The organism is Nonomuraea thailandensis (genome assembly GCF_024172165.1).
GTDB classification, from domain to species: domain Bacteria; phylum Actinomycetota; class Actinomycetes; order Streptosporangiales; family Streptosporangiaceae; genus Nonomuraea; species Nonomuraea thailandensis.
On the sequence record NZ_JAMZEB010000002.1, the window covers coordinates 9119632 to 9138692 of the forward strand.

Genomic DNA, 19061 nt, shown 5'->3' on the forward strand with positions numbered 1-19061 from the left:
GCCGCGAGGGTCTCACCCGGCCGCTTCAGGCCCAGCCCGTACGCCTCTTCAGCCAGTCGAGCGCCACCACGCCCTGCGCCCGCTGGAACTCCCTCAGCGTGGGCAGGCCGGGCGGGTCCGGCCGGCGGGACTGCCGGACGAAGTAGCCTGCCATGGCCGCCACCACCGTGGTCACCGCGGGATCGTCATCGGTGAACAGCTCGTGCGGCGGCGGCCCGCCCTGCATCCCGACGGACGGAAGCATGGCCACCCGGTCGAACCAGGGCGCGGCCTTGCAGGCCCACGGCCAGTCGACGACGTAGACGCGCTCGCCGCTCAGCAGGATGTTGTCGGCCCGCAGATCGGCGTGGACCAGGCTGTCGCCCGCCGCCGCCGCTGCCCAGCCCGACTCCAGCTCGGCCAGCTCGCCGAGGTGACGCGGGATCCACGGGTCGAGCCCGCCGGTGTCCTCGTCGAGCAGCTTGCCCCAGCCCCTGAACGAGCCGCCGAGCACCTCCTCGATGGCCGGCGCGTCGATGGGGGCGGGAGTGAGCGCCGCCGACATCTCCGCCACCGCCGCGAGCACCCGGTCGAGCTCGTCGCGCCGCCACGGCATCGCCGGGTGCCGGCCCTCGACGTCCTCGAAGACCAGCGCCACCCAGCCGTCCAGCTCGAAGCCGGTCAGCAGCCTGGGGGCGGGCACGGACTCGGGCAGCGCGGCGGCGATCCTCAGCTCGGACCGGTAGATGCGCACGCTCTCGGCGTTCGGCTCGGGGCCGACGGCCTTGACGAAGGCGCGCCTGCCACCCGTCGTGCGCAGGCGCACGGCCGCGGCCGGTGAGAAGCCGCCCTCCTGGGTGACGGCCTCGGCCACGGGGCCGCCGAGGAACTCCTCGACGGCCGCGCGCACCTTCGGGTGCACGTCGGGCCACGGGACCCGGCTGCCGGTGGCCGGCGGGTGGTCGGCGCTGCTCATCTGCTCTCAGACCTGGGACGCGTAGACGATGACGTTGTCAAGGTACTCGCCCTTGGCGTAGTCGAACTTGCCGCCGCACGTCACCAGCTTGAGCCCGTCCTCGACGTAGACGCGCTGGGCGGGGAAGCTGTCCTTGTGCACCTGCTCGATGGAGTCCACCTTGAACTCCACGACCTTGCCGTCGCTGCGCTCCACCTTGACGGTCTCGCCCTTGCGTAAGTGCCTGAGCTTGTAGAAGACGGCGGGCGCGGTCTTGGTGTCGACGTGGCCGATGATCACCGAGGCGCCCTTCTCGCCGGGCACCGCGCTGCCGGTGTACCAGCCGGCCACCTTCGGCTTCTCGTACGGCGGCAGCTCGACCTCGCCGTTCTTCAGCAGGTCGAGCTCCATCAGCGAAGCCTCGACGTCGATCGAGGGGATGTCGATGCTCTTGGGCACGACGTCGGCGGCGGGCGTGGTGGTGGTGCCGGTCTGCATCCCCCTGCCGAACATGACGAGCACCAGACCGGTGATCGCGCCGGCGAGCACCACCCGTCCCGGGCGGGCCACGGCTAGGCCCGGTTGCGCCGCTTGACCGCGTAGCCGATGCCTCCGGCCAGGGCCAGTGCGATCAGCACGCCGGCGGGGCCGAACGGGATCGACGACTCCTCGGAGGCGTCCTGGGCGAACGTGCCTCCGCCGCCCGCCCTGGGCGCCCTGGTGGGCACGGTGGTGTTCGGCTCGTCGGTCTGGGCCGCGACGACCCGCAGCGTGGCCCTGCCCATGTCGTTGGTGCCGTCGCACTTGACGTCCACGCGGTAGTTGCCGCGTCGGATCGTTCCCGAGACCTGCGCCTCGCCGCGCACCCAGGGGGAGCCGGCGGTGGTGGTCGGGGAGGGGGTGATCGAGGCCGCGGGGACCGGGTTGAGCGTGACGCCGTTGATGAACGCCCTGGACGTGGCGGTGCCGGTGTGGGCCGGGCCGCCGGTCGGGACGGGGCAGTTGGCCAGGATCCAGACCCTGGACGTCTCGCCCGCCGTGACGCGGTCGGGGTTGAGCTGGACCGAGATGGTCTGCCTGGTCGTGGTGGTGGTCGGCCGCGGGCTGCCGGTCGTCGTGGTGGTGGCGGTGCCTGTGGGGGTGCCGGGTGTGGGTGTCGAGGCTGTCGGGGTGGGTGTGCCTGTTGGATTGGTCTCCGCCGAGGCGGAGCAGCCGGTCAGACCGACCATGACGATGGCTCCCGCGTACGCGACACGCCTGACCCTGAGCACCGGCCCGCACCCCACTCCGCCGTCTTGCACCCCAGCATCCACCAAATTTGGTGAACTCGCTCGTCCTGATACCCAGAAAATCTGGGCGAATCCCTGACCAACGATCATGATTTATATCGTTGGCGTGGTACGTCAAGGGTGCCAGCTTTACCGGGCGTTGACGGAGGTTTCAGCCTTGTAGCGGATCAGACGGCGTGTCGGCCCACCTGGGGCCCACGCCTCGCAGGCTCACGATCCGGGCCTCGTCGCCGGCCTCGCGGTCGATGTGGATCTCCAGCCGGTCGTCGGCCAGCCCTTCGACGAGCCCCTCACCCCATTCGACGACGGTGACCGACTCCTCCAGCGAGGCGTCGAGGTCGAGGTCGTCGACCTCGAGGTCGCCACCGAGCCGGTACGCGTCCACGTGCACGAGCGGCGGCCCCTGGCGCAGCGACGGATGCACCCTGGCGATCACGAACGTCGGCGAGGTGATCGGGCCCCGCACCTTCAGCCCCTCGGCGATGCCCTGGACGAGCGTGGTCTTGCCGGCGCCGAGCGGGCCGGACAGCACCAGCAGGTCGCCGGGGCGCAGCCGGGCGGCCAGGCGGGCGCCGTAGGCCCGCATGTCGTCGGGAGTCGCGAGCCGCACTAGATCTCCACCCTCTTCAGCAGGTCGCGCAGCGTGTCGTTGACGATGCCCGGCCGCTCCATCTGCACCAGGTGCGAGGTCTCCGGCACCTCGGTGAGCTGCGCCCTGGGCAGCGCCGCGGCGATGGCCTTGCTGTGGTCGGGCGGCGTCAGCCAGTCGCTGTCGCCGACCACGATCGCGGTGGGCACGGGGTCGAGCACGTGCAGGGCGGCGAGCTTGTCGTGGTTCATCAGGGCCGGGTAGAAGTTGGCGACCACCTCGGTGGGGGTGGCCCTGATCATCGACTCGGCGAAGTCGACCACGGTGGGGCTGACGTTCTTGGAGTCGCCGAAGCCGAAGAGCCGGGTGATCAGGAAGGCGATGTCGCTGCCCGCGTGGCGGGTGCGGTCGATCCACGTGCCCCGCTTGCCCAGCAGCGACACCGTGCCGGGCGCCACCTTGTGCACGACCTTGGAGAGCATCGCGGGCAGGCCCAGCGTCAGCTCGGCCAGCTTGCCGGCCGAGGTGGCGATGAGCGCCGCCGCGCGGATCTTCTCGCCGAACAGCTCGGGGTGGCGGTCGGCCAGCGCCATGATCGTCATGCCGCCCATGGAGTGGCCGACCAGCGCGCACGGGCCGGGCACGAACTTCTCGATCACCTCGGCCAGGTCCTCGCCCAGCCGGTCGATCGTGCAGTCGTCGGCGGCGGCCCGCTGGGAGCGGCCGTGGGAGCGCTGGTCCCACAGCACGATCCGGTAGTTCTCGCGCAGGTCCTTGCGCTGGTAGTGCCAGGACTCCAGGCTCAGGCAGTAGCCGTGGCAGAGCACGACGGTCAGCGGCGCGTCCTCGGGGCCGTCGATCTCGACGTGCAGGGCGTAACCGTCGGAGGTGACGAGCGTGCGTTCCCGGCCCCGCAGCTCGCCGAACGGCTCGCTCGCCTCGTGGTCGGGGCGGAGCCTGATCCGGCCCACCGCGTAACGCTTGGCCAGCGCCGCAGCCGCGACGCCGGCGGAAGCCGCGCCGACGAGCGCGCCGGCGATCCCTACCCTGCGCCGTGTTGTCGTCGTCGTCATCTCCCCGATCCTTCTCCGCTCATGCCCGCCGCGAAGTGCCCTGCGTCACGTTCTCGTGAACTCGCGGCACGCGCGAACCGATTCTGGTCACGATCTCATGCGTGATCGTGCCGAGAGTATCCGCCCACTCCTGAGCGGTCGGCTCGCCCCCGTCACCCGGCCCGAACAGCACGACCTCGTCGCCTGCCGACAGCGGGTCGTCGCCCATGTCGATCATGAACTGGTCCATGCACACCCGGCCCGCGATCAGCCTGCGACGGCCTCCCGCCAGCACCTCGGCCCGCCCCGTCGCGTGCCGCAGGATGCCGTCCGCGTACCCGAGGGGAACCAGACCAAGCGTCGTCTCGTGCCCCGTGATGTAAAGGTGTCCGTAGGAGACGCCCGCGCCCTCGGTGACGCGCTTGACCAGACCGATCCTGGCCGTCAGCGTCATGGCCTGCCGGAGGCCGAAGTCGCCCAGCTCGGGGATGGGGCTCAGGCCGTACATCGCGATGCCGGGCCTGACCAGGTCGTAGCGCGTGTCGGGGAGCGTCACCGTGGCGGCGGAGTTGGCCAGGTGCCTGATCACGCCGGAGTCGGCCGCGCCGGCCTGGTCGGCCAGCTTCAGCGCCGCTTCGTACGCCTCGTGCTGCTGCGCGATCGACGGGTGGCCGGGGATGTCGGCGCAGGCGAAGTGGGACCAGAGCCCGACGATCTCGATGACGCCCTCGGCACGCAGCTCCACCGCCCTGGCCAGCAGGTCCGGCCAGGCGGCGAGCGGCGCGCCGCCCCTGCTCATGCCGGTGTCGGCCTCCAGGTGCAGCTTCGCGGCGCGGCCCGCGCGCCGGGCGGCGGCAGCGATCTCGTCGAGCAGCCGCACGTCGGCGGCCGACACCTCGATGTCGGCGGCCAGCGCCGCGTCGAGCGGCTCGCCCGGGGTGATCAGCCAGGACAGGATCGGCGCGGTCACGCCCCCCGCGCGCAGCTCCAGCGCCTCCCTGACGAACGCGGTGCCGAGCCGGCTCGCCCCGCCCTCCAGCACCGCCTCGGACGTGGGCACCAGCCCGTGCCCGTAGGCGTCGGCCTTGACCGCGCCCATGACCTCCGCACCGCCCGCCCACTCCTTGAGCAGGACGACATTGTGCCTGATGGCGGCCAGATCGACCCGCGCCTGGGCGGGCGTGGCCACTGGAGAGTACATCCTTCTAGTGTGGCAGCTCCGGCTCGTGACCGAGTCCAGTTTTCATCCGGGACGCGTCACGAGCCCGCGCTGGTCACGGTGCGGATGGCCGCGGGAACGGCGGTGGCCACGTCGGCGGCGGCCAGCGGCGCGCCGTCGGCGGCCAGGCGCCCGGCCAGCCCGTGCAGGTAGGCGCCGCACGAGGCGGCGTCGTAGCAGCTCAGGCCCTGGGCCAGCAGCGCGCCCGCCAGCCCGGACAGCACGTCGCCGGTGCCGCCGGTGGCCAGCCAGGGCGTGCCGGTGACGTTCACCAGCGCCGGTCGCCCGTCCTCGGCCACCACCGTGGTCGAGCCCTTGAGCAGCACGGTCACGCCGAGCTCCGCCGCCGCCCGCCGGGCGTGCTCCAGCCGGGCCGCCTCGATGTCGGCGCGGTCGGCGCGGATGAGCCTGGCCAGCTCGCCCGCGTGCGGGGTGATCAGAACAGGCGCGGCGCGCCGCAGCAGCGCCCTGTCCGCGGCCACCAGGGTCAGCCCGTCGGCGTCGATCAGCACGGGCACGTCGGTGGCGAGCACCCTGGCCGCCAGCTCGTGCGCCCAGTCGTCGGTGCCGAGCCCCGGGCCGAGCACCCACGCCTGCACCCGGCCCACCTGCTCGATCGAGGGCTCGCCCAGGAGCGTGACGACGGCCTCCGGCCAGCGCGCGCGCACCTGGGCGACCGGCGCCTCGCGGCCGGCGTACCGCACCATGCCCGCGCCGCCCCGCAGCGCGCCGCCCACGGCCAGCACGGCCGCGCCGGTGAACAGGTCGCTGCCCGCCGCGACGCCCAGCACCCCTCTGCGGTACTTGTCCGACTCCTCGCCCGGGCGCGGGATCAGGTCGCGCACGTCGCGGGCGGTGAGCGCGGCGACGTCGGGATCCGGCAGGTGCTCCCCCAGCCCGATGTCGATCAGCCGGACGTCCCCGGCGAAGGCGGCGCCCGGATCGACCAGCAGCCCCGTCTTGTACGCGCCCATGGTGACGGTCACCCGGGCCCGGACGGCGGGCCCCTCCACCCGCCCGGTGCTCGCGTCCACCCCGCTGGGCACGTCCACGGCCACGACGACGCCGCGGGCGGCATCGGCCTCCTGCGCGAGCCGCGCGTACGGCTCCCTGAGCGCGCCCGCGGCCCCGATGCCCACCAGCCCGTCGACGATCAGGTCGGCCCGCCCGATCGCGGACGCCTCGGCCACCCGCCCACCGGCGTCGAGCAGCGCCCGCAGCCCCGCCTCGTGCGTCCTGGACCCGGCGAGCACGGCGTCCACCCTTGCCCCGCGCCTGGCCAGCCGCTCGCCCGCGTACAGGGCGTCCCCGCCGTTGTCGCCGCTGCCGACGAGCAGCACCACGCGTCTGCCGTAGACCCGGCCCAGCAGGTCGGCGCAGACGGCGGCGAGCCCGGCGGCGGCCCGCTGCATCAGCGTGCCCTCGGGCAGCCGGGCCATGAGCGCGTGCTCAGCCCCCCGGATCTGATCGGCGGTGAAAGCAGTAGGCATGATCCGAAGCTATCCCTCCGCGATCACGTAGGCCACGGCCACGCCCGCGTCGTGGCTGAGCGAGATGTGCCAGCGCTTGACCCCGAGCCCGTACGCGACCTCGGCCACCTTGCCGGAGACCCGCAGCTCCGGCTTGCCGAGCTCGTCGCAGTGCACCTCGGCCTCCAGGTGCCCGAGCCCCTTGGGCGCGCCGAGCGCCTTGGCCACGGCCTCCTTGGCGGCGAACCTGGCGGCCAGCGACTGCACCGGCAGCGGCCTCTCGCCCTCGGTGAACAGCCGCTCCTTCATGCGCGGGGTGCGCTCCAGCGCGGCCTCGAAGCGGGCGATGTCCACGACGTCCACGCCGATACCCAGGATCATCGTCCCAGCGTATTAGAACGGCCCGCGCTCCCACGGCCCCCAGATCGCGATGGACATGCCCTGCTTGGCCTGCAGGTTGACGTAGAGCGTGTGACCGCCGGGGCCGAACGTGGTGCCGGCGAACTCGGCCCCGCCGTCGCCCTCGATGGGCTGCAGCCGGCAGAAGTCGAAGATGTCCCCGCTCTTCGTGAGCCCGCGCAGGTAGTTGTCCTCCTCGCCGTCCTCGCACAGCACCAGCGTGCCGCGCCTGCTGACCGTCACGTTGTCGGGCAGGTCGAGCACCGACGAGCGCGGCGACTCGTAGACGAGCTTGAGCCGGCCGCTCCACGTCTCGTACGCCCACACCTGCCCCCGCCCGTCGCCGAACCCGTCGGGCGCGCGCTCGCCGGGCGCGGTGGCCCCGCCCTGGGTGGAGACGAAGTACACGGTGCCGTGGTGGTGCACCGCGCCCTCCAGCCTGGCGAAGATGGCCGCGCCCTTCTTCCTGCCCTGCCTGCCCACGGCCTGGGCGGCCTCGTCGTAGGCGGGCCTGCCGGTGAAGTCGGGGTCGGGGTCGTCGATGTCCACCCAGGCGGTCCCGTACGCGGCGCCGGGCTCCTGCGCCTTCGACAGGTCCGCGCGGTCGGCGTCCTCGACGGCGAGCATCTGCAGCCTGCCGCCGTCGAGCAGCCGCCCGGCCAGGATCGGGTGCTTGGGCGGCAGGTAGCGGTAGAAGCCGGAGGGGAAGGAGAAGTTGTCCTCGGTCAGGTAGACGGCGCCCGAGGAGGGGTCGAAGGCGGCGGACTCGTGCGGGAAGCGCCCGGCCGAGCGGATCGGCGTGGCCGTGGCCGCGCGGGCGACCGGCACCTCGAAGAGGTAGCCGTGCTTGCGGGTGAGCTTGGAGTTGTCCTCGCCGGAGCGGTCGTTCGCCACGTCGGGGCCGTTGACCGTCTCCTCGCAGGTCACCCAGGCCCGCCAGGCCATGGGGCCGCCGGAGCAGTTCATCATGGTGCCGTTCAGCGACGGCGCGCTGCGGATCACCTCGCCGTAGCGGGTGACCTGGAGCGTCGAGGTGCCGCCTCCCGCCATCGGGTCGTAGGCCTTGCGCCGGTCGCCGAACGCGCCCACCGGCCCGTTGACCTCGTGGTTGCGGATGAGGACGGCGCTGCCCCCGGGCCCGGAGAAGGCGGCCATGCCGTCGTGCTTGCCCGGCACGGCGGAGCCGTCGCTGTACCTGTCTCCCGCCACGCTGAACGAGCGGTATCTGAACCCGTCGGGCAGGTGCAGCCGCGCCTTCCCGTCACGCAGGTCGCGTACGGGGCGCAGCGGGCCGTACCCGCGCACGGGATCGGCCCCGCCCTTCGCGCCGGCGCACGCGACGCCCGCGAACGGCCCGGCGATCCCGGCCACGACGTTGGAGATGAAGCGACGACGGTCCACGGAATACCTCCCGTCGGGACAGTAGCCGCCGGTCAGCCGTTGCATGTCCGTTTCACCAAGACCAACTTTCCTTCCCCGAACGTGCTATCGGTAATCCCACGTTTTTATCCACAGGCTGTGGATCCCTGGGGACGCCCCGCCCGAGGTCGGGTTCGCGGCACATCGCTACGCTGCCTAGGTGAATAACGGCTACGTGGAACTGAGCAGGGAGCAGTGGAGCGAGCTCCGCAAGAACACGCCCTTGACTCTCACCGCAGACGAGCTGGAAGAGCTACGCGGCGTCGATGACCCCATCGACCTCACCGAGGTCACCGACATCTACCTCCCACTGACCCGGCTGCTCAACCTGCACTTCACCGGGTCCAAGCAGCGCAGCAGCGTGCTGAGCGCGTTCCTCGGCAAATCCGAGAAGCGCGTGCCGTACATCCTGGGCATCGCGGGCAGCGTCGCGGTCGGCAAGTCGACCACGGCGCGCCTGCTGCACACCCTCCTGGCCCGCTGGCCCGAGCATCCGCACGTGGAGCTGATCACCACCGACAGCTTCCTCTACCCCAACGCGGTGCTGGAGGCCAAGAAGATCATGCATCGCAAGGGTTTCCCCGAGAGCTACGACCGGCGGGCGCTGGTCAGGTTCGTGGCGGAGGTGAAGGCGGGCGCGGCCGAGGTCAAGGCGCCCATCTACAGCCACCTCGAATACGACATCGTCCCCGGCGCCCACCAGACCGTGAAGAATCCCGACATCCTGATCATCGAGGGGCTCAACGTCCTCCAGCCGGCCCCGCCCACCTCCCTCGCCGTCAACGACTACTTCGACTTCACCATCTACGTGGACGCCAAGACCGAGGACATCCGCACCTGGTACGTCGAACGTTTCCACAAGCTGCGCCGGACCGCCTTCGAGGACCCGAAGTCGTACTTCCGGCACATCGCCGAGCTCTCCTACGACGAGGCCACGGACTTCGCGCGCAACGTGTGGCGCGACATCAACGAGCGCAACCTCATCGAGAACATCGCTCCCACCAGGGGCCGCGCCGATCTCGTCCTCAAGAAGGGCGGCGACCACTCCGTACGGCGGGTTCGGCTCCGCCAGACCTGAACACCTCCTCGAACAGGTAGCGCGCGAACCGGCCCGCGCACTCCTGGTCGTCGAGGCCGGCGAACCAGCACTCCTCACCGTGGTCGTGGCACCAGTACCAGATCATGTGAGGGAGCCTCGCGTACGACTATCAACACATCGTCAAGGTTCGTTCGACGACAATGTCCCCGTGCTGCATCTGCGACTGATCGTCCCGTCCGCCCGCACAGAAGAGGCGGTCGAGGTGCTGAAGGGCTGCCCGGGCGTCACCAACCTCGTGGTGCTGCCCGGCGCGGCGCGCGAGCCGCGTGGTGACGTGATCCTCTGCGACGCGGCCCGCGAGTCGGCCAACGAGGTGCTGGGCAAGCTCGCCTGGCTGGAGGACGAGGGGTCCATCGCCGCCGAGCAGATCGATCTGTCGCTGTCCAAGGTGGCCGACCAGGCGGTCGAGGAGGCGCCGGGCGCTCCCGACGACGCGGTGATCTGGGAGGAGCTGGCCCAGAAGGTCTCCGCCGACTCCCGGGTGACCTGGGCCTACCTGGCCTTCCTCGCCATCGCCACCCAGCTCGCGGGCATCGGCGTCCTGCAGAACTCGCCCGTCCTGATCGTCGGCGCGATGGTCCTGGGGCCCGAGTTCGGCGCGGTGGCCGCCATCTGCTTCGGCCTTCTGCGCGGCCGGTGGCATTTGGTCGCGACGGCGCTGCGGACGCTGGTCATCGGATTCCTGGTGGCGATCGCGATCACGTACGCGTGCGCGCTCGTCTCCTACTGGTGGGAGTGGATCGACCTCGGCAATCTCAGGAGGAACGAGGAGGTCCAGTTCATCGTCAAGCCCGACCGCTGGTCGATCATCGTGGCGCTGCTCGCGGGCGCGGCCGGGGTGCTGTCGGTCACGGCGGGCAAGTCCTCGGCCCTGGTCGGCGTCTTCATCTCGGTCACCACGGTCCCCGCCGCCGGTTATGTGGCTGTGGCCGCGGCGATGTCCGACTGGAAGGAGGTCGCGGCCTCCGTCGCCCAGCTCGGCGTCAACATCCTGGGGATGGTCATCGCGGGCACCGTCACCCTCGTGGTCCAGCGAAAATTCTGGCCTCAAGTAGGACGTCGTTCATCCATATGACCGAGGCCACACCGCCGGGGCGGCTAGTAGGGTCCGGCACATGCACATCCTCGCCACCGAGGGGCTGACCAAGCGTTTCCCCACCGTCACCGCGGTCGACCAGCTCACGGTCACCGTGGGGCCCGGCGTGACCGGGCTGGTCGGAGCCAACGGCGCGGGCAAGTCGACGTTGATCAAGATCCTGCTCGGCCTGCTGCCGCCGTCCGGCGGCGGCGCGCGCGTGCTGGATCTGGACGTCACGGCCCAGGGCGCCGAGATCCGCCGGCTCGTCGGCTACATGCCCGAGCACGAATGCCTGCCCCCCGACGTCTCCGCCACCGAGCTGGTCGTCCACCTCGCCCGGATGTCCGGCCTGCCGCGCACCGCGGCCCGCGAGCGCGCCGCCGACGTGTTGCGCCATGTCGGCCTGGCCGAAGAGCGCTACCGTCCGGTCGGCGGTTACTCGACCGGCATGAAGCAGCGGGTCAAGCTGGCCCAGGCGCTCGTCCACGACCCCAAGCTGATCTTCCTCGACGAGCCGACCAACGGCCTCGACCCGCGCGGCCGCGACGAGATGCTCGCGCTGATCAGGCGCATCGGCACCGAGTTCGGCATCAGCGTGCTGGTCACCTCCCACCTGCTCGGCGAGCTGGAGCGCGTCTGCGACCACGTCGTCGTCATCGACGCGGGGCGGCTGCTGCGCTCGTCGGCGATCGGCGAGTTCACGCAGGCCACGCAGACGGTGACGGTCGAGGTGGACGAGGGCCTGGACGAGCTGGCCGCCCGGCTGTCGGCCGGCGGGCAGACCGTCTCCCAGCAGGGGCGCCTGCTGGTGGTCAAGGTGCTGGGGCCCGAGACGTTCGACGCGATCCGCGACACCACGGCCGAGCTGGACCTGGCCCTCATCCGGCTCGAACAGGGACGCCACCGCATCGAGGACGTCTTCAGGGAGGAGGTGGCGCATGTCTGAGATCTACGACATCGGCTACCGCCACTACGACGGCGTACGCCTCGGCCGCGGCTACGCGACCAGGGCGCTGGCCGTGCACAGCCTGCGCGGCATCTTCGGCCTGGGCCGCCCGGCCCGCAGCAAGATCGTGCCGTTCGCGCTGGCCGCCATCATGATCATGCCTTCCATCGTGGGCATCGCCATGATGGCCCTGATCCAGCAGCGCGGCATCGCCTACAGCGGCTTCGCGGTCATCATGCAGGCCGTTGTCGCCATCTTCCTGGCCGCCCAGGCCCCCACGGTGGTCGCGCCCGACCTGCGCTACCGCGTGCTGCCGCTCTACCTGTCGCGGCCCGTCACGATCACCGAGTACGTCGGCGCCAAGGTGGCGGCGATGACCGTGGCGGTGTTCGCGCTGATCGCGGTGCCGCTGACGGTGACCTTCCTGGGCGAGCTGGTCGTGGACATGCCGGGGCCGCCCGCCACGGGCGAGTACCTGGGAGCCGTGCTCATGGCGCTGCTGCTGGCCCTGCTGCTGTCGGCGTTCGGGCTGGCGCTGGCCTCGTTCACACCGCGCCGCGGGCTCGGCGTGGCCTCCGTGATCACGGTCTACCTGCTCTCGTCGGCCTCGGTCCCGATCATCTACGGCTCGCTGTACTCCACGGGCAACGAGTCCGCGGCCGCCTGGGCGTGGCTGGCGAACCCGTTCTGGCTGGTCGACTCCGTACAGCACTGGCTGTTCGGCACCCCGCCGCACTCCATCGAGAGCGCCGCCTACCCCAGCGGCCCCGCCTCCGCCGCCGTCCTGGTGCTGCTGATCGCCGCCGGCCTGGCCGCTCTCGGATTGCGCTACAGGAAGGCGGCCGCGCGATGAAGATCGAGCTCTCGCAGGTGTCCCGCTGGTACGGCAACGTGGTGGCGGTCAACGACGTCACGATGACCATCGGGCCCGGGGTCACGGGCCTGCTCGGGCCGAACGGCGCGGGCAAGTCGACGCTCCTGCACATGATGGCCGGCTTCCTGCCCCCCTCGGGCGGCACGGTCACGCTCGACGGCACCACCGTGTGGAAGAACCACCACATTTACCGAAATATCGGCCTAGTTCCGGAAAGGGAGGGCGTATACGGCTTCCTGACCGGCTGGCAGTTCGTCCTCTCCGCCGCCCGCCTCCACAACCTGCCCGACCCCGTCGAGGCCGCCCGCAAGGCTCTGGCCACGGTGGAGATGGAGGAGCCCAAGGACCGGCGCGTGGAGACGTACTCCAAGGGCATGCGCCAGCGCGTCAAGGTCGCCGCCGCGCTCGTCCACGACCCTCCGGTCCTCCTCTTGGACGAGCCGTTCAACGGCATGGACCCGCGCCAGCGCCTGCACCTCATGGACCTGATCCGCTCGATGGGCACGGCGGGCAAGACGATCCTGTTCAGCTCCCACATCCTGGAGGAGGTCGAGCGGGTCGCCCAGCACATCGAGGTGCTGGTCGCGGGCCGGCACGCGGCGTCGGGCAACTTCCGCGAGATCAGGCGGCTGATGACGGACCGGCCCCACCTGTTCATGATCCGCTCCAGCGACGACAGGAAGCTCGCCGCCGCCCTCGTCCGCGACGCCTCGACCGGCGGCATCACGCTGCGCCCAGAGGGCCTGGAGGTCCAGGCCACCGAGTTCCGCCGGTTCGCCCGCCTCCTGCCCCGAGTGGCTCAGGAGGAGGGCGTACGCCTCCACCAGGTCTCCCCGGCGGACGAGGACCTGGAGAGCGTCTTCTCCTACCTGATCAACAGGAGCACCTGACATGAACACCGTGGTGGCGGGCATCACCTACCGCGCCCTGCTGGGCCGCCGGCGCATCATCCTGCTCCTGCTGCTCCCGCTCGCCCTGATCGCCCTGACCGTGCTGTTCCGCCTCGTCGGCGCCGCCGATCAGTCGACGACCGTGGAGCTGATGAAGAGCTTCGCGATCGGCACCATGCTGCCGCTGCTCGGCCTGATCGCCGGCACCGGCGTCATCGCCCCGGAGATCGACGACGGCACCATCATCCACCTGATGTCGAAGCCGATCTCGCGCCCGGTCATCATCCGGACGAAGTTCCTGGTCGCGGCCTCGCTGCTGGTCGCGTTCGGAGCCGTGCCCACCTACGTCGCCGGCTGGCTGCTGATCGGCAACGAGGACGGCATCGCGGCCGGCTTCGCCGTCGGCTCGCTGGTGGCCAGCATCGCCTACGCCGCCGTCTTCCTGCTGCTCGGCGTCGTCACCCGGCACGCGGTCACGATCGGCATCATCTACGCCCTGGTCTGGGAGAGCCTGGTGGGCAACCTCATCCCGGGCGCCCGCAAGTTCTCCATCCAGCACTGGGGCCAGTCGATCGCCGACCAGCTCACCGACTCGCCCTTCTTCAAGGCCGACGTCACGCTCGGCTTCGCCATCCCGGCCCTGCTCGTGGTCACCGTCGGCGCGGTCTTCTGGGCAGGTCAGCGGCTGCGCGTCTTCTCGCTCACGGGCGACGAGTGACGCTCACGTGATGTCCCTGCGCAGCGGCGCCGCGATCGCGACGAGCGCGGCGAGCAGCGCGTACGCGAGCAGCACGACGGCCCCCAGCCAGGCGGGCAGCAGACCGGCGGCGGCCCCGCCGGTCTGCGTCGCGACGGCGTCGGCCAGGTAGGTGAACCCGGTCAGCGCCGCCGCGGACCCGCCCGGCAGGTACGGATAGAGCAGGTTCGCGCCGGGGATCACCAGCAGCGCGGTCTCGACGAGGTAGAAGTAGCCGCCGAGCACGGCCAGCGCGGCGACCTGGTTGGGCAGCAGCGCCCCGACGGCCACCCCGAGCAGCGTGTACGCGGCCATCGCCAGCGCGATCCTCACCAGCAGCGCCAGCACGGCGACGGCGGGCAGGCCCAGCGTGATCCCTTTGACCGCGGCCGCCGCGAAGAGCGCGGCACCGGCCACGGCCGCGCTGAGGAGCCCGTAGCCCAGCCCCGCGACCGCGTAGACGGCGAGCTTGGCGAGCAGCGCGTGCCACCGTCGGGGAACGAAGAGGGCGGTGGTGGTGATCGTCTGGTGGCGGTGCTCGGCGGCGACCGCGGTGGTTCCGATCAGCGCGGGCACGAACGCCAGGATCCCCAGCATCCCGAGCAGCATGCGGGTGCCCTGCTCCGTCTCCAGGCCGGGCAGCGGCGGCTGGAAGTTCTCCGGCCCGATGAGGGCGAGCAGCCCGATGAACGCGCCGCTGCAGAGCGCCGCGGCCCCTCCCCACAGAGGCAGCCGGGAGGCCGTCAGGCGGTGCCGTTCGGCGGAGAGGATCGCGGAGGCGCGGCGCCCGGTCATGAGGCAGGTCATGAGGCGCCTCCCGTGAGGTCGAGGAAGGCCCGTTCGAGTGTGGGTCTCTCCTGGGTGAGCTCGTGCAGCGCGATGCCGTGGCGCGCCGCGGCGGCGGCGACCTCGGGAGCGGTCAGCCCCTGGACGCGCAGGACGTCGGGGTGCCGCGCCTCCACGGTGACGCCCTCACCGCGCAGGGCGGCCCGCAGCCGTTCCGCCTGCGGCGAGCGCACCTGTACGGCCGCCGCGCCGTACAGGTCGCTCACCGGGCCCGCCGTGACCAGCCGGCCCTGCCTGATCATCACGACCTGCCCGGCCACCTGCTCCACTTCGCTCAGGACGTGGCTGGAGATCAGGATCGCGCGCCCCTGCCCGGCGAGGTCGCGCAGGAAGCCGCGCAGCCAGGCGATGCCCTCGGGGTCCAGGCCGTTGGCCGGCTCGTCCAGCACTAGCGCCGCCGGGTCGCCGAGCAGCGCGGTGGCCAGTTGCACCCGGCGGCGCATCCCGGTGGACAGCGTGCGTGTCCTGCGTCCGGCGAAGGCCGCCGCCCCGGTCAGCTCCATGACCTCGCTCACCCTGGAACGGGGGTGCCCGCCCATGCGGGCGTAGACGCGCAGGTGGTCGTGGACGGTGTGAGCGGGGTGGCAGCCCGAGGTGTCGAGCACCGCGCCGACCCGCGACGACGGGCTGGGCAGGTCGGCGTAGCGGCGCCCGCCGATGGTGGCGCTGCCCGCGCTGGGCCTGACCAGGCCCAGCAGCATGCGCATCGTGGTGGTCTTGCCCGCGCCGTTCGGGCCGAGGAACGCCGTCACGGTGCCTGCCGCGGCCTCGAAGCTGAGCTCGCTGACCGCCCGCACCGGGCCGAAGGACTTGCTCAGGCCGCGCACCTCGATCATGCCCTGGCTCCCGCGATCCCGGCACGCAGCCGCCCGGCGGCGTCGACGCTGAACACCAGCTCGTCCACCCCCGCGATCCGCCGGTCGAGGACGATCCGCAGCCCTGGGGCGCGGCGGGCGCAGACCAGGCGCTTCACGCGGTCCCACCCGGTCCACACGCCGAGCTTGAGCCGGCCGCTCACGACCAGGCCGCGCCGCAGCCCGCGCGCCTCGGCCAGCGGCCTTTCCACCAGGCGCACCTCGCGGATCGCGCCCAGCGGCACGCGGGTCGTCGCCCTGCCCACGAACGGCCGTGTCCACGGCGCGTGCCGCAGCTCGAGCGCTCCCGCCCGGATCTCTACCTCGATCATGCAAGCCTCCGCTCCATCTGTTCTATTACTTCTATATCAGATAGACTGAGGGTGTGAACCTGACCATCGATCTCGACAGCGACGTCCCGATCTACCAGCAGATCAGGGACCGGGTCGTGGAGGCCGTGGCACGCGGTGAGGCCAAGGAGGGTGATCCGCTGCCGTCCACCCGCCGGCTCGCCACCGACTTCGGGATCAACTTCCACACCGTGAACAAGGCGTACGACCTGCTCAGACAGGAGGGGGTCATCCGCGTCAACCGCAAGAGCGGCGCGGTCATCAGACGCGACGCGCGCTCAGGCGCGCCGGATCCGGGGTTCGGCGAGCAGTGGCACGAGCGCATGCGCGTGCTGCTCGCCGAGGCCAGCGTGCACGGTGTGGCTCACGAGGAGATCCTGCGCCAGTGCGCGCAGGTGCTGGCGGGGTTCGGGCAGGCGAGCGTCCCCGCGCAGGGGAAGGCCGGGCCGAGGCATGAGCCCGCGCAGGGGAAGGCCGGGCCGAGGCATGAGCCCGCGCCGCCTGTGCCGGAGAAGGCGGTCACATGACGCCGGTCGTCGCGGCCCTGGCCGCCGTCGTGCTGATCGGCTGCATCGCGCTGATCACGCCCGCGCTGGCCAGACCCACGCTGCCGTTCGGCGTGCGCGTCCCTGACGACCGCGCCGCCGACCCGGCCGTCATCGCCCAGCGGCGAGCCTACGTGCGGCTGGTGCTGCTCGCCATGGTCCTGTTCGCTCCGCTCACCGCCACCTTCGGGCAGCTCTGGCTCGCGGGGTTCGGCGTGGCCTGCCTGACGCTGTACCACCGGGCCCACCTCAAGGTGCGCGCCGCCAAGCAGGCAGGCCGCTGGCTCGCCGGCAGGCGCCAGGGCGTCACCGTGAACACCTCGTTCCGCTCGGATCCCGTCCGCCTGCCCTGGCGCTGGATCCTGCCCGCGGTCGCCATCACCCTGGCCACCGCCGCGTTCGGCCGGTGGCGCTACGACGCCCTGCCCGCCACGCTGGCGCACTTCCACGGGCTCGGCGTCGATCCCGCCCGGCGCGCGCCCACCACCGCGCTCGCCGCCTTCGAGCCGGTGCTGTTCCAGGCGGCGGTCACCCTGGCCTTCCCCGCGTTGACGATGGTCCTGCTGCGCGCCCGCCCCGACCTCGACGCCGCCCGCCCGGCGGGATCGGCCCGCAGATACCGCGTCTACCTGCGCGGCATGGCGCGGCTCTGCCTGCTCGGCGCCGCCTGCGTGAACTTCTCGTTGTTCATCGCCGCGCTGCAGCTCTGGGAGGTCTCCGCGGCCGGCACCGCGGCCGCCGTGCTCCCGCTCGCCGCCCTGCTGCTGGGCCCGCTCGCCTGGGAATGGCGCGTCGGGCAGGGAGGGCACCGCCTGCCCGCCCTGCCGGGTGAGGAGAAGGAGGACTCCGGGCTCGTGCAGCGCGACGACGACCGGCACTGGTTCCTCGCCGGCACCGTCTACGCCAACCGCCACGACCCCGCCGTCGTCCTGCACGCGCGCTTCGGCCAGACCTGGACGCTGAACCTCGGGCATCCCGTGACATGGGCGATCGCCGCCGCCCTGGCCGCGCTGGTGCTGCTGGCCCTCACGGGGGTCATCGACCTGCCCGAACGGCAGAGTCTCTTCTGAGTCGCTTCTGAGGCGTTCACCGGGCGCGGCCTCGCACCCGGTGAACGATCGATCGTCAGACGCAGGCCGTACGCACGACGTCGGCCAGCCGCCCCGCCACCTGGGTGGCGTGCTCCTCGGAAGCGGCCTCCACCATGACCCGAATCATGGGCTCGGTCCCGCTCGGCCGGATCAGCACCCGGCCGGTCTCCCCCAGCTCCGCCTCCGCCTCGGCGACGGCGGCGACGAGCTCGGGCACCGAGGCCTTGCCCTTGTCGACGTCCTTGACGTTGATCAGGATCTGCGGCAGCGGCGTCATCACCGCGGCCAGCTCCTTCAGCGGCACGCCCGACTTGGCCATCACGCCCAGCAGGTGCAGCGAGGTGAGCAGGCCGTCGCCCGTGGTGGCGTGGTCGAGCATGATGACGTGCCCCGACTGCTCGCCGCCCAGGTTGAAGCCGTCGGACTTCATCCGCTCCAGCACGTAGCGGTCACCCACCGACGTCTCCACCACGGTGATCCCCGCGCCGCGCATCGCGAGCTTGAAGCCCAGGTTGGACATCACGGTCGCGACGACGGTGTCCTTGGCCAGCGTGCCCTCGCCGTGCATGGCGGCGGCGAGGATGGCCATGATGTGGTCGCCGTCGATGATCGCGCCCGTGTGGTCGACCGCCAGGCAGCGGTCGGCGTCGCCGTCGTAGGCCACGCCCAGGTCGGCCCCGCGCGAGATGACGACCTGCTGGAGCTTGTCCAGGTGGGTCGAGCCGTGGCCGGCGTTGATGTTGAGGCCGTCGGGCCTGGCGCCGATCGCCTCGACCCTGGCGCCCGCGCGCAGCAGCGCCTCGGGCGCCACCATGTGGGCCGCCCCGTGAGCGCAGTCGACCACGATGTTCAGCCCGTCCAGGGACGCGCTCATCGTGGTCAGGACGTGGGAGATGTACCGGTCGGCCTCGCCGTAGGCGTCGCGCACGCGGCCGACGCCGGAGCCGACGGGGAAGCTCCACTCCTCACCGAGCCGCCGCTCGATCTCGTCCTCCACCGCGTCGGACAGCTTGAAGCCTCCGCGCGCCAGGAACTTGATGCCGTTGTCGGGCGCCGGGTTGTGCGAGGCCGACAGCATGACCCCGAGATCGGCGCCGAGCGCGGCGGTGAGGTGGGCGACGGCCGGGGTGGGCAGCACGCCGAGGCGCAGCACATCCACTCCGGACGCCGCGAGGCCGGCGACCACTGCGGCCTCGAGAAACTCTCCCGAGGCACGCGGGTCCCGGCCTACGACCGCTACCGGACGGCGTCCGGTAGCGGCGAACGCGCCTGCATCGCCGAGGACGTGCGCCGCCGCCACGGACAGATCCATGGCGAGCTCCGCCGTGAGGTCGCGACCAGCGACCCCACGTACCCCGTCGGTGCCGAAAAGGCGCGCCAAT

The 19061-nt window shown here is 71.8% G+C and carries 21 protein-coding genes; 8 read left to right on the forward strand and 13 right to left on the reverse strand.

Annotated elements, in window-relative coordinates; genetic code table 11:
* Window positions 1-25: 25 nt before the first annotated feature.
* The 9 genes from HD597_RS45635 to HD597_RS45675 all read right to left on the reverse strand — a co-directional run bounded on the left by HD597_RS45635 (window position 26) and on the right by HD597_RS45675 (window position 8352).
* Window positions 26-955 carry an aminoglycoside phosphotransferase family protein gene (locus tag HD597_RS45635; RefSeq protein WP_253752744.1) on the reverse strand — a complete coding sequence of 310 codons (930 nt, stop codon included), beginning with the start codon at window positions 953-955 and terminating at the stop codon, window positions 26-28.
* A 6-nt stretch (window positions 956-961) separates the two neighbouring features.
* Window positions 962-1504, reverse strand: coding sequence for a class F sortase (locus HD597_RS45640; RefSeq protein WP_253752746.1), 543 nt, complete (start codon window positions 1502-1504; stop codon window positions 962-964).
* Between the two features lie 2 nt (window positions 1505-1506).
* On the reverse strand, window positions 1507-2205 hold the full coding sequence (locus tag HD597_RS45645; RefSeq protein ID WP_253752748.1) for a hypothetical protein: 699 nt from the start codon (window positions 2203-2205) through the stop codon (window positions 1507-1509).
* 169 nt (window positions 2206-2374) lie between these two features.
* Complete coding sequence (gene tsaE, locus HD597_RS45650; RefSeq protein WP_372513561.1) at window positions 2375-2833, reverse strand: tRNA (adenosine(37)-N6)-threonylcarbamoyltransferase complex ATPase subunit type 1 TsaE; 459 nt, start codon at window positions 2831-2833, stop codon at window positions 2375-2377.
* Window positions 2833-3885 carry an alpha/beta fold hydrolase gene (locus tag HD597_RS45655; RefSeq protein ID WP_253752751.1) on the reverse strand — a complete coding sequence of 351 codons (1053 nt, stop codon included), beginning with the start codon at window positions 3883-3885 and terminating at the stop codon, window positions 2833-2835. The genes tsaE and HD597_RS45655 overlap by 1 nt, the downstream gene beginning before the upstream one ends.
* A gap of 19 nt (window positions 3886-3904) precedes the next feature.
* On the reverse strand, window positions 3905-5065 hold the full coding sequence (gene alr / locus HD597_RS45660; RefSeq protein WP_253752753.1) for an alanine racemase: 1161 nt from the start codon (window positions 5063-5065) through the stop codon (window positions 3905-3907).
* 56 nt (window positions 5066-5121) lie between these two features.
* Window positions 5122-6573: an NAD(P)H-hydrate dehydratase gene (locus HD597_RS45665; protein ID WP_253752755.1), complete on the reverse strand. Its 1452-nt coding sequence runs from the start codon at window positions 6571-6573 to the stop codon at window positions 5122-5124.
* A 9-nt stretch (window positions 6574-6582) separates the two neighbouring features.
* Window positions 6583-6933 carry a holo-ACP synthase gene (locus tag HD597_RS45670; protein ID WP_253752757.1) on the reverse strand — a complete coding sequence of 117 codons (351 nt, stop codon included), beginning with the start codon at window positions 6931-6933 and terminating at the stop codon, window positions 6583-6585.
* 12 nt (window positions 6934-6945) lie between these two features.
* A complete protein-coding gene (locus tag HD597_RS45675; RefSeq protein ID WP_253752759.1) occupies window positions 6946-8352 on the reverse strand; it encodes an alkaline phosphatase PhoX in 1407 nt (468 codons plus the stop codon).
* Between the two features lie 193 nt (window positions 8353-8545).
* Here HD597_RS45675 and coaA point away from each other — a divergent pair, with 193 nt between their 5' ends.
* From coaA to HD597_RS45705, 6 genes are all read left to right on the forward strand, one after another.
* Entirely contained in the window at window positions 8546-9448 is a 903-nt protein-coding gene (gene coaA / locus HD597_RS45680) for a type I pantothenate kinase (RefSeq protein WP_253759752.1), read from the forward strand.
* A 169-nt stretch (window positions 9449-9617) separates the two neighbouring features.
* Window positions 9618-10544 carry a DUF389 domain-containing protein gene (locus HD597_RS45685; RefSeq protein ID WP_253752761.1) on the forward strand — a complete coding sequence of 309 codons (927 nt, stop codon included), beginning with the start codon at window positions 9618-9620 and terminating at the stop codon, window positions 10542-10544.
* 40 nt (window positions 10545-10584) lie between these two features.
* Window positions 10585-11493: an ABC transporter ATP-binding protein gene (locus HD597_RS45690; RefSeq protein WP_253752763.1), complete on the forward strand. Its 909-nt coding sequence runs from the start codon at window positions 10585-10587 to the stop codon at window positions 11491-11493.
* Complete coding sequence (locus HD597_RS45695) at window positions 11486-12346, forward strand: ABC transporter permease (protein ID WP_253752765.1); 861 nt, start codon at window positions 11486-11488, stop codon at window positions 12344-12346. The genes HD597_RS45690 and HD597_RS45695 overlap by 8 nt, the downstream gene beginning before the upstream one ends.
* Window positions 12343-13257: an ABC transporter ATP-binding protein gene (locus HD597_RS45700; RefSeq protein WP_253752766.1), complete on the forward strand. Its 915-nt coding sequence runs from the start codon at window positions 12343-12345 to the stop codon at window positions 13255-13257. The genes HD597_RS45695 and HD597_RS45700 overlap by 4 nt, the downstream gene beginning before the upstream one ends.
* A gap of 1 nt (window position 13258) precedes the next feature.
* On the forward strand, window positions 13259-13975 hold the full coding sequence (locus HD597_RS45705; RefSeq protein WP_253752769.1) for an ABC transporter permease subunit: 717 nt from the start codon (window positions 13259-13261) through the stop codon (window positions 13973-13975).
* Between the two features lie 3 nt (window positions 13976-13978).
* Here the strand turns inward: HD597_RS45705 and HD597_RS45710 are convergent, their stop codons facing one another.
* The 3 genes from HD597_RS45710 to HD597_RS45720 are packed head-to-tail and all read right to left on the reverse strand — an operon-like array spanning window position 13979 to window position 16025.
* Window positions 13979-14800, reverse strand: coding sequence for an ABC transporter permease (locus tag HD597_RS45710; protein WP_253752771.1), 822 nt, complete (start codon window positions 14798-14800; stop codon window positions 13979-13981).
* The gene (locus HD597_RS45715) at window positions 14797-15675 is read right to left on the reverse strand and encodes an ABC transporter ATP-binding protein (RefSeq protein ID WP_253752773.1); all 879 of its coding nucleotides are present in this window, start codon (window positions 15673-15675) and stop codon (window positions 14797-14799) included. The genes HD597_RS45710 and HD597_RS45715 overlap by 4 nt, the downstream gene beginning before the upstream one ends.
* Window positions 15672-16025 carry a hypothetical protein gene (locus HD597_RS45720; protein WP_253752775.1) on the reverse strand — a complete coding sequence of 118 codons (354 nt, stop codon included), beginning with the start codon at window positions 16023-16025 and terminating at the stop codon, window positions 15672-15674. Before HD597_RS45720 ends, HD597_RS45715 begins: the two co-directional genes overlap by 4 nt.
* 53 nt (window positions 16026-16078) lie before the next feature.
* Between HD597_RS45720 and HD597_RS45725 the strand changes: the two genes are divergently transcribed.
* Window positions 16079-16570 (forward strand): GntR family transcriptional regulator, encoded by a 492-nt coding sequence (locus tag HD597_RS45725; RefSeq protein ID WP_253752777.1) that lies wholly within the window; start codon window positions 16079-16081, stop codon window positions 16568-16570.
* Window positions 16567-17658 carry a DUF1648 domain-containing protein gene (locus tag HD597_RS45730; RefSeq protein ID WP_253752779.1) on the forward strand — a complete coding sequence of 364 codons (1092 nt, stop codon included), beginning with the start codon at window positions 16567-16569 and terminating at the stop codon, window positions 17656-17658. The genes HD597_RS45725 and HD597_RS45730 overlap by 4 nt, the downstream gene beginning before the upstream one ends.
* Before the next feature lie 55 nt (window positions 17659-17713).
* On the opposite strand, the gene glmM is transcribed toward HD597_RS45730, so the two are convergent.
* The gene (glmM, locus tag HD597_RS45735) at window positions 17714-19060 is read right to left on the reverse strand and encodes a phosphoglucosamine mutase (protein WP_253752781.1); all 1347 of its coding nucleotides are present in this window, start codon (window positions 19058-19060) and stop codon (window positions 17714-17716) included.
* Window position 19061: the final 1 nt, after the last annotated feature.

Coding starts and splice junctions, on each gene's coding strand:
- HD597_RS45635 (WP_253752744.1), bottom strand. CDS start 955: ATGAGCAGCGCCGACCACCCGCCGGCCACCGGCAGCCGGGTCCCGTGG.
- HD597_RS45655 (WP_253752751.1), bottom strand. CDS start 3,885: ATGACGACGACGACAACACGGCGCAGGGTAGGGATCGCCGGCGCGCTC.
- alr (WP_253752753.1), bottom strand. CDS start 5,065: ATGTACTCTCCAGTGGCCACGCCCGCCCAGGCGCGGGTCGATCTGGCC.
- HD597_RS45665 (WP_253752755.1), bottom strand. CDS start 6,573: ATGCCTACTGCTTTCACCGCCGATCAGATCCGGGGGGCTGAGCACGCG.
- HD597_RS45670 (WP_253752757.1), bottom strand. CDS start 6,933: ATGATCCTGGGTATCGGCGTGGACGTCGTGGACATCGCCCGCTTCGAG.
- HD597_RS45690 (WP_253752763.1), top strand. CDS start 10,585: ATGCACATCCTCGCCACCGAGGGGCTGACCAAGCGTTTCCCCACCGTC.
- HD597_RS45695 (WP_253752765.1), top strand. CDS start 11,486: ATGTCTGAGATCTACGACATCGGCTACCGCCACTACGACGGCGTACGC.
- HD597_RS45700 (WP_253752766.1), top strand. CDS start 12,343: ATGAAGATCGAGCTCTCGCAGGTGTCCCGCTGGTACGGCAACGTGGTG.
- HD597_RS45705 (WP_253752769.1), top strand. CDS start 13,259: ATGAACACCGTGGTGGCGGGCATCACCTACCGCGCCCTGCTGGGCCGC.
- HD597_RS45710 (WP_253752771.1), bottom strand. CDS start 14,800: ATGACCTGCCTCATGACCGGGCGCCGCGCCTCCGCGATCCTCTCCGCC.
- HD597_RS45715 (WP_253752773.1), bottom strand. CDS start 15,675: ATGATCGAGGTGCGCGGCCTGAGCAAGTCCTTCGGCCCGGTGCGGGCG.
- HD597_RS45720 (WP_253752775.1), bottom strand. CDS start 16,025: ATGATCGAGGTAGAGATCCGGGCGGGAGCGCTCGAGCTGCGGCACGCG.
- HD597_RS45730 (WP_253752779.1), top strand. CDS start 16,567: ATGACGCCGGTCGTCGCGGCCCTGGCCGCCGTCGTGCTGATCGGCTGC.